Below are 11,876 nucleotides of genomic sequence, written 5' to 3'. Positions count from 1 at the left end.
CAATGCTTGTTACCTCTTGATTATCTTAAATTGATCACTTTAAGGAGCATTTTCTGGCCAGCGATAAACCCTTCCCAGCTGCCGGTTCTCTCTTTGAATCGGCTGGACAGAAAACATATCTTAAACGTCACTAATTTTACTACTTAGAGAAAAAATGTCAACGGTTTTGTTCGCGCTTGCGCTTACGGAGGCGCTTTTGGTGGCGCATTTCATGCCGGGCTTCAATCTTCCGCTTCTTGCGGTTATCTTCTTGGATAGCCTGCTTGATCTTCTTTTTGTAGCCAGGCTTGCGCTTGGACTTGACCTTCTTGACCACGCCCTTCATGTGGGGGTCAAGCTGGCGGTTTGAGGCAGTCCGGTTGTCCCGGCGGCGGTAGTGGGTCCGCGGAGCGAGTGCCCCGTCCTTGATTTCCACGAAGTCAAAGTGGACGCCCATGTGCTCCAAGGCCCCGACCCGGTTCATCTCTTCTTCTCTGACCAAAGTCACGGCGTGGCCCGGCAGGCCGTTCCGGCCAGTCCGGCCGATCCGGTGGATGATGAATTCCAGGTCCTTGGGAATCTCGTAGTTGATGACCAGGCTGACGCCAGGCAGGTCGATCCCCCGGGCAGCCAGGTCACTGGCTACGACGTACTGGTACTGGCCGGCCCGGACTTCCCGTAGGGTCCGCTTTCTTTCCCTTTCGGTAATGCCGCCATGGATCTTGGCCACCTTGAGCCCTTGCTTGGCCAGGTAGTCAGCCAGTTCGTCGACCATCTGCTTGGTATTGGCAAAAACCAAGGCCAAGTAAGGCTGGCCCATGGTCAAAAGCTTGTAGACGATCTTCTTTCTGTCCTTGCTGCCGATGTCCAAGAGGTCGTTCTTGATCGTTGGGGCAATAACGGCCGGGTTGTCGATCACGATTTCTTCCGGCTTGGCCATGTACTTCCGTAAAAAGTTGGTCAGCTTGACCGGAATCGTAGCTGAAAAGGCGGACATGACCACGTCCTTTGGCAGACGGGCGGCAATCTTGTCCACGTCGCCCAAGAAGCCCAGGTCCAGGGTCATGTCAGCTTCGTCGATGACGAAGTTCTTGACCTGGTCCAAAAGCAGGATCTTCTTGTCAGCAAAGTCCAAAAGCCGGCCCGGAGTGGCGATAACCAGCTGGGGCTTGTTCTGCTCAAATCTGGCGATCTGCCGGTCCCGGTCGCTGCCCCCGGCCAGGTGGGCAATGGAAATGTTCAAGCCAGAGGCATCTCTTAGCTGGCGGGCTACCCGGTAGAGCTGGTCAGCCAGTTCCCGGCTTGGGGCCGTGACGATAGCTTGCACATAGCGGGCGTCTTCGTCAATGGAGTTTAAAATCGGAATCAAGTAGGCGTGAGTCTTCCCGCTCCCCGTGGCCGCTTGCACGATCACGCTCTCTTCTTTCAGCATGGCCGGGATGACTTTTTCTTGGACCGGAGTCGGTTTGGTAAAGCCGATCTTGGCCAGGCCCTGGCGGATTTCGCTTCTTAAGCGCGTGTCAGAAAAAATGTTATTCATGGTCTTCCTTGTATTTCTTGGTTACTTCAACTAATTCCTGGAAAATCTGGTCGATTTCCGCCTGGTCGTGGGCAGTTGCCCCTGAGGCCAGTTCGTGGCCGCCCCCGTCGTGGGCTTCAGCCAGCTTGTGGATGTAAGGGCCCTTTGACCGGTAGTGAACCCGGTAAGTGCCGTCTTCTTTTTCCACGATGACCAGCCAGGTTAGGATCCCCTTGATCCGGCCCGGGGTTGACACAGTGACTGAAGCTTGCGGTTGGGTAACGCCCAGTGCCTTTAAGTCTGCCTGGGTAATTACGGCAATAGCAACCAGGCCGCTGTCGTCCAGCTGCATTTTTTCCAGCGCCAGGCTCTGCAGCTTGGCCTGCTGGAAGGTTACTTCACTTTCGTTTCTGGCGATTTGGGAGATGTCGATCCCGGTCTTCATCAAGCGCGATACTACTTCAAAAGTGTGGGCGCTGGTCGCGTCGTACATGAAGCGGCCAGTGTCGCCGATGATGCCGGCGTAAAGAGCCAGGGCGATTTCCCGGTTAAGGGGCAGGCCTTCTGCTTCGATAAAGTCAGCGATGATTTCGCAGGCAGCGGCGGCTTTTGAGTCAACGTAAGACATGTCAGCATATGGGTCAACATCCGGGTGGTGGTCAATCTTGATCAGGTAATCCCCCATCCGGTAGCGCTGGTCAGAGATCCGCGGCGTGTTAGCCGTGTCGGTCGTGATCACCAAGGCGCCTTGGTAGTCTTCATCCTTGACTTCATCCATGGTGTTGATCCAGTCCAGGTCACCGACGTCATTTTCCCCGGTGCAGAGAATCTTCTTGTCCGGGAACTGCAGGCGCAGGCTCTTAGCTAAAGCAGCCTGGGAGCCGATAGCGTCCGGGTCGGGATTGGTGTGCCGGTGGAGGATAATGGTCGGATATTGCTTAATCTTACTGAAAATTTCGTCAAAAGTGTTCATCGCGGGGTCCTTTCTGCCTTATGAGTTCAAAATTTTATTTTAGCAAAAAATCAGCCTTTTAGCTATTCATCTGCAAAAAGACTGATTTCCTGAAAATGTGTTTCTTCAAGTTCGCCAGCTGACAAGCCTAAGAGGCGGATGCCTTCAGCCAGAAATTCCGGTTCCTTGGCCAGGAGCTCCTTAGCCAGCTGGTAAAAAATTTCCGGGTCACTGGTCGGCTGGACCTTCTGCCGGCGGGTGATGGTCTTGAAATTGCGGTCACGGACCTTTAAGACGACCACCCGGGCCAAAAGATTTCTCTGCTTCAGTTCAGCCGCCACCGTCTGGCTGAAATCCTTCAAGTAGCCTTCAGCCTGGTCTTGGTCGTAAATCACCGGCTCAAAAGTCCGCTCCTTGCCCAGTGACTTGCGCTGCCTGGAGGCCTGGACGGGGCTTAAGTCGATTCCGTAGGCATGCAGGGCCATGTAGTAGCCAAACTTCTTATAGTCTTTTAAAAGGCGGCTGAGCCCGTAATTTCTGATATCGCGGCCCGTCAAAACGCCGGCTTCTTTTAGCCGCTCCTGGGTCTTCTTGCCGATGCCGGGGAATTTCTTGATTTCCTGCCTGTCCAAAAAGGCCTGGGCCCGGTCCGGGGCAATATAAGTGCGGCCAAAAGGCTTGGCGTATTCTGACCCCATCTTGGCCAAAAACTTATTGTAGCTGACCCCGAAAGATGAGGTTAAATGCAGCTGGCGGAAAATCTGCTCTTGCAGGTAGCTGGCCAATTCCAGGGCGCTTTTGCCGGGGATCTTGCTCTGGGTCACGTCCATATATGCTTCATCCAGCGCCACGCTTTCGATCTGGTCGGTCAGTTCGTGCATTAAGTCATGCACTTGCCCGGAAACCCGGCGGTATTTTGCAAAATCGGGCTCAACGAAAACCAATTCTTCAGCTGGAATCAGCTTGACAGCTTGGGCGGCCGGCATGGCTGACCCAACCCCGTACTTTCTGGCCCGGTAGTTGGCGGTAGCGATCACGCCGTGGCCACCCGTTTTCCTGGGATCCCGGGCAATCACGACTGCCTTATTCGCCAATTCCGGCCGGTCCCGCATCTCAACTGAAGCGTAGAAGGCGTCCATGTCCAGGTGGATAATCCGGCGGGAAAAATCGTTCCTGGGCAAGAGGTCAATGTCGGCCATTACTTGTAGATCCAGCCGTCCTCAGGATCAGCAAAAATCTTGCTGGTGTCCGGTCCCATGCAGTAGGGCCGGTACTTGACTGGCTTTTCGCCGGCAGCGTTTGCCTTTTGCCAGGCAGCTTCTACCGCGTCCACGAACTTCCAATACTGCTTCAGTTCTTCCCACTTGGTAAAGTTGGTGGAATCGTTGACGAAGACATCGTGAATCAAGCGCTCATAGCCATCTGGCACTTCAGCTTGTTCATCTTCGCTGTAGCGGTAGCGCAATCTTTCCAGACGCAGGTCACCGCCAGCAACAGTCTTGCCGTTTAAGCGGAAGTAGACCTGGTTGACCGGGTCGATCTCAATGGTCAGCACGTTGGTCTTGGCCTTATCGTCGTACAAGCCAGCTTCATCCTTAAAGACTACGTCCACCCGGGTCTTCTTTTCCCGCATTTCCTTGCCAGTTCTGAAGTAAACCGGGACGCCAGCCAGAGGCCCCTTGGTAAATTCCAGGCGGCCAGCCACGTAGGTTTCAGTCTTGGAGTCTTCCGCCACGTTAGGCTCTTTGACATATTCAAAAGTGGTTTCCGTCCCCAGGTACTGGCCGCGGATGATGTTCTCGCTGACAGCTTTTTCATCAGGGATAACTAAAGATTCCAGAAGTTCTTCTTTAGCCGCGTGGATGGCCTTGTCAGACAAGTCTTTTGGCTCTGGCATGGCTAAAAGGGTGATGATCTGCATAATGTGGTTCTGAACCATGTCCCTTAGGGCCCCTGAGTTATCATAATAGCCGCCCCGGGCTTCAACGCCCAGCCGTTCAGCCAAGGTAACCTGGACATTCTTAACCGCGCCGGCATTCCAGATCCGCTTGATCAAGGAGTTGCCAAAACGCAGAGGCAGGATGTTCTGCACCATTTCCTTGCCCAGGTAGTGGTCGATCCGGAAGACCTGGTCTTCATTAAAGGAGCCGCGGATCTGCTGGTTCAAGACTTCCGCGCTGGCCAGGTCAGTCCCAAATGGCTTTTCAACCACCAGGCGGTTGAAGCCGGTCCCGGTCAAGTGCTGGTCGGCAATGTGTTCAGCAATCGTCCCAAAGAAGCTTGGGGCCATAGCCATGTAGAAGATGCGGTTGCCGCCGCATTCATAGCGCTCGTCCAGTTCCTGGGCCAATTGCTTCAAAGTCACGTAGTGTTCAACGTTGGTTACGTCGTGGGACTGGTAGTAAAAGTGGCTGGCAAATTCCGTCAGCTGTGCTTCATCGACCTCTTCCCAGCTTTCATGGACAGCCTGGGCCACCTGCTCACGCAGGTATTCATGTGACCAGGGCCGCCGGGCAGTGCCGATAACGGCAAAGTTGTCGTGAATGACATTCCGGCGGTAGAGATTGAACAGGGCCGGATAGATCTTGCGGTGGGCCAGGTCGCCGCTGCCGCCGAAAAGGATCATTACTGTTGGAATATTGTTCATTATAGTACCTCTAAAAAATCAACTACTAACTATTTTAGCAATTAATTGGCGCAGGCAAAACAAAAACGTCCCCGAAGGAACGCTTTGTTCGTTTATTCTTGGCTGTCTTTGTCTTCGGACGGAGCTTCTGCTGGAGCTTCAGGCTTTGCTTCTTCAGTTGCTTCAGCCTTGTCTTCTGTTGGCTTTGCTTCTTCAGCTGCTTCACTTGCGTCAGCTTGCTTCAAAACAGTTCTGACCGCCAGTCTGGAGAAGGTCAGGTAAATGCCGTCAGCGTCCAAGACGATGGTCTTGTCAGCGTCGTTGATTGAGTCAATCTTGCCGCGCAGGCCGTCAACCATTTCCACGCTGTCGCCCTTCTTGAGCTGGTTCATCATTTCCTGGCGCTGCTGTTGCTGCTTCTTTTGCGGCTTGATCATGGTAAAGTAAGTAAAACCAAACAAAACGGCCAGCATAACCAGCATGAAAATGCTGCTGCCAGCACCGCCATTGGCTGCGGCTAATGCAAAAGTATTCAAATTATCCACCTCATAAAATCAATTTGCTGCTTTTTGGCAGATGCCAAAAGGCTTTAACGAACATTATACTGTAAACTGGTCTTTTTTGCTATTCTTCCTCACCAGGCAGGGGCAAATTCAACTGCTGGTAGGCCTTCTGGGTTACCACCCGGCCCCTTGGAGTCATAACGATAAAGCCATTTTGCAAAAGATAGGGCTCATACAAGGATTCGATCGTCTCCCGGTCTTCCCCAATGTTGGAAGCCAGGGTCCTGATTCCGACCGGGCCGCCCCCATAGCTTAAGATCATGGTTCGCAAGAGCTTGCGGTCAGTTTGGTCCAGCCCGGCGCTGTCAACTTGCAGCTGCTTTAAGGCCATGGCCGTCGTTTCCAGGGAAATTTCTTTTTCTCCCTTGACTTCAGCAAAGTCCCGCACCCGCTTTAAAAGGCGGTTGGCCACCCGGGGCGTTCCCCGGGACCGGCGGGCCAGTTCGTGGGCGGCTTGCGGGGAAATCTTGGTGTGAAAGACCTCGCTGGAGCGGAGGATGATTTTTTCCAAGTCCTCAACTTGGTAGTACTGCATGTGCTCAACGATCCCGAAGCGGTCGCGCAGTGGCGCCGACAACTGCCCGGCCAGGGTGGTTGCCCCAATCAAGGTAAAAGGCGGCAGAGGCAGGTGGATGGCATGAGTTGTCTGCCCTTCCCCAACCACGATATCAATGTAAAAGTCTTCCATGGCTGAGTAAAGGACTTCTTCAACCGGCTTGGCCAGGCGGTGGATTTCATCGATAAACAAGACATCCCCGGGCTCAAGGTCGGTTAACAGGGCTACTAAATCCCCGGCCCGCTCGATGGCCGGACCACTGGTACTCTTTAAGTTGACGCCTAATTCATTGGCAATGACAAAGGCCAGGGTGGTTTTACCCAGACCCGGCGGGCCGTAAAGGAGGACATGGTCTAAGGCCTCGTCACGCTGGCGGGCAGCCTGGATGTAGACTTCCATGTCCTTTTTGACATGCCCTTGCCCGATATACTGGCTGAGCAGCTGGGGCCGTAAGGAAAGTTCTACCGCTTCTTCACCTTCCGCGGCTTCCTGGCTGGTCAAATGTTCTTCCGTCATCTTCCTTTACCCCCTATTTCTTCAGCAAAAAGCCCAAGCCCCGCTTGATGTATTCGTCAGCGGACATTTCCGGCAATTTCTCCAGTTTGGGCTTGATCCGGTCAACTTCTTTTTGGCTGTAGCCCAAAGCCCCAAGGGCCAGGAGGGCGTCTTCCAAAGCCGGGGAAGTACTTTTGACCGGCTCGTCTTCGGTAAAGAGGTTTTCAGCCACATAGTTGCCCATCTTCCCCCGCAAGTCCAGGACGATCTGGGAAGCCGTCTTCTTGCCGATCCCAGGAAAACGGGTCAGGTAGGAAACTTCGCCGCTTTCAATGGCTGAAGCCAGCGCTCCGTTGTCTTCGGCGGCCATGATGGCCAAAGCCGACTTGGGGCCGATCCCGGAAACTTCATTAAGCTTGTTGAAGAGGCCCTTGTCCTGCTGGCTCTTGAAGCCGTAGAGGGTCATTCCGTTTTCCCGGACAACCTGTTCAACGTAGATCCGGACCTTTTCCCCTTCCCGGTAGGCATAAGGGGTCGGGGTCAAGATCCGGTAGCCGATTCCGGCCACTTCAATGACGACATAGGCCGGGTTAACCACGGTAATGGTGCCCTCAAAATACTCGTACATCTAGTTTTGTCACTTCCCTTTCTTAAAAAGCTTGCTTAAATCATTCTGGCTCAAGCGGACGACGGCAACCTGCCCGCTGGCATCCCGGTAAGGGTCACTGGCTGTCTGCAAACGGAGCAGCAAGTCAGCCGCTTCAGCGCCGGTTAAATTGACCCGGCGGGAAACATTGCTTTCTGCCGCCTTAGCCGCCACCAGCTTCAAGAGACTTTTTCCATCGCTTTCCCGGCTGGACAAGAGCTGGTCCAAGAGCTCCCTTACCTGCACGGTGACTTCGCCTTTCAGCCAAGTTGGGTAAGAGTGCATCAAGAGGGTATTTTGGCCAAAGTCTTCCATCTCCAGGCCCAGCTGGCGCAAAAGAGGCAACTGGTCTTTTAATTTCTGGTAGTCATAGACGCTGAAGTCAAAGACCAAAGGCTCAAGCAAGCCTTGCTGGTAGTTCTCTTCTTTTTCCAGACTGGCTAAAATCTGGTCGTATTCCAGCCGTCTTCTGGCCGCCACCTGGTCAACGAGGTAAAGGTCGCCTCCGTGTTCAGCCAGAAGATATCCGCCCATCTGGCCCAAAAGCCTAAGGGCCGGCAGGTGCTGCCTTAAAAGCTGGTCGCCTTTTGAAATAACGGGACTGGCTTTTTCTTCCCCGCCCTCAAAAGGCGAAAGAGCCGTCTGCTCTTTGACATGCTGGTCCCAGGTCTTGGTTAAGACGTACTGGTCGTCTTCTCTGACCTGGTTTAAGTCCACGTATTCCGGAGCAGAAGTTTTTTCTTTGCTATCTGCTTCTTTTGTTTTTGTCTCTGTCTTTGTTTCTTTTTTATCTGCTTTATCAGTTTTATCTGTTTTGCTTTCCGGCTCAGCCACTTGGGGGACTTCCAGCTGGAAGTCGTCTGGCCGGCGGGTGTCGACCACGTTTGGCTTTAAGTTGAATTCCAATTGGTCCAGCTGGGTCTTGTCTTTAAAAGGAGTCAGCTGAAAAAGCGGGCTGGCCTCGTCTTCATCCAGCAAGGCATCAGTAACGGCACTGGTGATCAAGCGACTGAGCTCTTTTTCCTTGGACAGGCGGACTTCTTCTTTAGTCGGGTGAACGTTAACGTCGACTAAAAGGGGATCTGCCTCAATCGCCAAAACCGCGATCGGGTACTTGCCCCCTAATTTGTTGCCATAGCCGTCCAAAAGGGCACTGGAGAGCTGGTAGTTCTTGATATAACGGCCGTTAAGCAGAATTGAGATAAAGTTGCGGGATGACCGGGTCAGGTCTGCTTCTGACACCAGGCCATAAAGGGTAAAGTCCGGGTCCTCGTTTTCCACCGTCAGCATTTTTTCAGCGACTTTGCGGCCATAAATATTGGCCACGTCCTGCTTTAAGTTGCCGTTGCCGGGCGTTCTGAGCAAGACTTTCCCGTCGCTGGCCAAGGTCAGGCTGATTTCCGGGTGGCCCAGGGCGATCCGGTTGACGATGTCCACAATCTTCAAGAGTTCTGTCTTAGGGCTCTTCAGATATTTCAGCCGGGCCGGAGTGTTGTAAAAAAGGTCCCCGACCGTGATCTTGGTACCCTTGGCGCTGCCGGCATCTTCCTGGAACTTTTTCACCCCACCGGCAAAAGCTGCCCGGGTCGCTGTCTGCCCGTCGGTTGAAGTCAAAATTTCCACATGGGCCACGGCGGCAATTGAAGCCAGGGCTTCCCCTCTAAAGCCCAAGGTCGCGATATTGAACAGGTCGCGTTCGTCTTGAATCTTGCTGGTCGCGTGCCGCATAAAGGCCAGGTCAACCTGGTCCGGGGCAATCCCGCTGCCATTGTCTTGCACAGAGATCTGCTTTAAGCCCGAATGCTGAACTTCAACCCTGATCCGGCTGGCCTGAGCATCAATCGCATTTTCGACCAGTTCCTTGACCACGCTGGCCGGCCGCTCAATAACTTCCCCGGCCGCGATCTGGTTGGTCAGATTTTCTGAAAGTTCATGAATTTTCGCCATTATTCTTCCTTCAAGGCCTGCTGCCAGTCAGCTACCAGCTGCATGACTTCCAGCGGCGTCTTTTCATTCAAGTTGACCTGGCTGATCTCGTCCAAAAGTTCCTCCTGCTCTTCCTTAAGCGGGTTCTCTTCCACCACTTCCACCGGGCTGAAGAGGTCCAGCTGCTGGCTGCTTGGGTTGATTTCCCGGGCCCCTTCTGCTTCCAGGCGCTTGAGCATGCTGGAGGCCTCTCTTAAAACAGCCCGCGGCAGGCCGGCCAGTTTGGCCACGTGGATCCCGTAAGACTGGTCAGCTGGTCCGGGCAGAATCTTGTGCAAAAAGATCAGCTTGCCGTTTTCTTCTGTTGCCCCAACGTGGATGTTCTTTAAGTGCGGCAAGGTTTCATCCAGTTCAGTCAGTTCATGGTAGTGGGTGGCAAAAAGGGTCTTGGCGCCGACCTTGTCGTGCAGGTACTTGATGATCGCCCCGGCCAGGGCCATCCCATCGTAAGTGGCCGTCCCCCGGCCGATTTCATCAAAGAGGACCAGGGACCGGCTGGAGGCATGCTGGAGGGCATCATTGGCCTCGCTCATTTCCACCATGAAGGTGGACTTGCCGGAATAGAGGTCGTCAGCTGCCCCGATCCGGGTGAAGACCTGGTCAAAAATTGGCAGCACGGCGCTGTCGGCCGGCACAAAGGAACCAATCTGGGCCATGATGGCGATCAAGGCCAGCTGCCGCATATAGGTACTCTTCCCGGACATGTTTGGCCCAGTAATGAGGTAGATGCTGGTGTCTTCATCCATGACCAGGTCGTTAGGGATGTAGGAGCCCGCTGGCAAAACTGCCTCAACGACCGGGTGGCGGCCGTTTTTAACGGCAATTTCGTTTTTGCTGGAAAAACTTGGCCGGCAGTAATTTTTCTCTTCAGCATCCTGAGCAAAGGCCACGAAAACGTCCAGGGCGGCCAGCTTCCGGCCCAGTTCCTGCAAGGCCGGGATATGGGCCTTGACGGCCTCTCTCAGCTGGCTGAAGAGCTCGTATTCCAGGTCGGTTGACCGGCTCTCAGCTTCCAGGATCAAGTTTTCGTGTTCTTTTAATTCCGGAGTGATGTAGCGCTCGGCATTGGTCAGGGTTTGCTTTCTGGTGTAGCGGTCCTGGGGCACTTTAGAGACATTGCCCTTGCTTACTTGGATGAAGTAGCCAAAGACCCGGTTGTAGCCGATCTTCAGATTGTCGATCCCGGTTCTTTGCCGCTCTTCCATTTCCATCTGGGCCAGCCACTTTTTCCCGCCATTCATGGCTTCCCTGTACTTGTCCAGGTCCTCGCTGACCCCGGCCCGGATAATGCCACCATCTTTAGCGGAAATCGGCGGCTGGTCAACTAAGCAATTAGTGATGCTTTCAGCAAGTTCGCTCTGCGGATCAATGCCTTGCCCATATTTTTCCAGGTCCGGATTGCCTGATTCGGCTAAGGCCTGGATGATCGGCTTGGCCGCCTCCAGGCTTTTCGCCAGTTGCAAAAGCTCGCGGGGGTTGACATTGCCAAAAGCCACCCGGCCGCTTAACCGCTCCAGGTCGTAGACTCCCTTTAAAGAGTCAACGATGTTTTCCCTGGTAAAGTAGTCGTCCAAAAGGGCTTGAACCATCTGCTGGCGCTGGGTGATCCGGTCTAAAGACAAAAGCGGCCGGCTCAGCCACTGCTTTAAAAGCCGGCCCCCCATGGCCGTGGTGGTCTTGTCCAAAACCCAGAAGAGTGACCCCTGCTTCTTGCCAGTCGTGGCTGACTGGGTCAGTTCCAGATTCCGCTGGACGGTGTTGGCCATCTGCAAATACTGGCCGATTTCAAAGCTTTCCGCCACCTGCAGGTGGGCCAGGCTCCGCTTCTGCGTGGCCAAAAGATAGACGACCAGCTGGCGAACGGCAGCTTTTTCCAAAGAATCAGTCAGTTTCTGCTGGACGTAGGAAATTTCCGCGTGCTCTCCCTCCAGCTCAGCCGGCTCAGACACGGTGATATTGGCCTTTTGCAAGCTGTCCCGGTCGCTGGCGCTAAGGTTGCCAGCAAAAACGACTTCCCGGGTTCGCAAAGACAAGAGTTCATTGACCACTTCCGTGTAGTGCTTAACGTGGGTGGCAAAAATCTCCCCGGTCGACAGGTCGCTGTAAGCCAGACCGTAGCCGCCTGCCTTTTCGACGACACTGGTCAAGTAGTTGCTCTCCTGGCTGTCGTCTGGCCCCTGGGCCATTTTAGTGCCGGGGGTAACCAGCTGGATGATCCCCCGCTTGACCATCCCCTTGGCCTTCTTCGGGTCTTCCAATTGCTCGCAGATGGCCACCTTGTAGCCTTTTTCCACTAAAGTGTTGACGTAAGAATCAACCGCCATGTGAGGCACCCCGGCCATGGGAATCGGGTTTTCCGACTTGTTTGACCGGTGGGTCAAAGTCAGTTCCAAAATCTGTGAACCCTTGACGGCATCATCTTCATACAGTTCATAAAAGTCCCCCACCCGGTAGAAGAGAAAGGCATCCGGGTACTGGTCTTTAATTTGGTAATATTGCTCCATCATTGGAGTCGTGGCTTTTCTTGGCATAAAAACTCCCTCGCTTATCGTAT

The 11,876-nt window shown here is 53.9% G+C and carries 9 protein-coding genes; all 9 read right to left on the bottom strand.

Annotated elements, in window-relative coordinates; all coding sequences use genetic code 11:
- Positions 1-157: 157 nt before the first annotated feature.
- The 9 genes from ACYVUV_RS02680 to mutS all read right to left on the bottom strand — a co-directional run bounded on the left by ACYVUV_RS02680 (position 158) and on the right by mutS (position 11,853).
- Entirely contained in the window at positions 158-1,519 is a 1,362-nt protein-coding gene (locus ACYVUV_RS02680) for a DEAD/DEAH box helicase (protein ID WP_439775408.1), read from the bottom strand.
- Positions 1,512-2,471: a DHH family phosphoesterase gene (locus ACYVUV_RS02675; RefSeq protein ID WP_439775409.1), complete on the bottom strand. Its 960-nt coding sequence runs from the start codon at positions 2,469-2,471 to the stop codon at positions 1,512-1,514. The genes ACYVUV_RS02680 and ACYVUV_RS02675 overlap by 8 nt, the downstream gene beginning before the upstream one ends.
- A 62-nt stretch (positions 2,472-2,533) precedes the next feature.
- Positions 2,534-3,649, bottom strand: a complete 1,116-nt coding sequence (dinB, locus tag ACYVUV_RS02670) for a DNA polymerase IV (RefSeq protein ID WP_484498967.1) — start codon at positions 3,647-3,649, stop codon at positions 2,534-2,536.
- Complete coding sequence (gene zwf, locus ACYVUV_RS02665; RefSeq protein ID WP_439775411.1) at positions 3,649-5,097, bottom strand: glucose-6-phosphate dehydrogenase; 1,449 nt, start codon at positions 5,095-5,097, stop codon at positions 3,649-3,651. The genes dinB and zwf overlap by 1 nt, the downstream gene beginning before the upstream one ends.
- A 92-nt stretch (positions 5,098-5,189) precedes the next feature.
- Entirely contained in the window at positions 5,190-5,612 is a 423-nt protein-coding gene (gene yajC, locus ACYVUV_RS02660; protein WP_439775435.1) for a preprotein translocase subunit YajC, read from the bottom strand.
- 88 nt (positions 5,613-5,700) lie between these two features.
- Complete coding sequence (ruvB, locus tag ACYVUV_RS02655; protein WP_003615731.1) at positions 5,701-6,711, bottom strand: Holliday junction branch migration DNA helicase RuvB; 1,011 nt, start codon at positions 6,709-6,711, stop codon at positions 5,701-5,703.
- A 13-nt stretch (positions 6,712-6,724) separates the two neighbouring features.
- Positions 6,725-7,318, bottom strand: coding sequence for a Holliday junction branch migration protein RuvA (ruvA, locus tag ACYVUV_RS02650; protein WP_439775412.1), 594 nt, complete (start codon positions 7,316-7,318; stop codon positions 6,725-6,727).
- A 9-nt stretch (positions 7,319-7,327) separates the two neighbouring features.
- Entirely contained in the window at positions 7,328-9,283 is a 1,956-nt protein-coding gene (mutL, locus tag ACYVUV_RS02645; protein ID WP_439775413.1) for a DNA mismatch repair endonuclease MutL, read from the bottom strand.
- On the bottom strand, positions 9,283-11,853 hold the full coding sequence (gene mutS / locus ACYVUV_RS02640; protein WP_439775414.1) for a DNA mismatch repair protein MutS: 2,571 nt from the start codon (positions 11,851-11,853) through the stop codon (positions 9,283-9,285). Before mutS ends, mutL begins: the two co-directional genes overlap by 1 nt.
- Between the last annotated feature and the right edge of the window lie 23 nt (positions 11,854-11,876).

Source organism: Lactobacillus sp. WILCCON 0149 (assembly GCF_057197965.1).
This window is presented reverse-complemented; position numbering and strand designations above follow the sequence as displayed.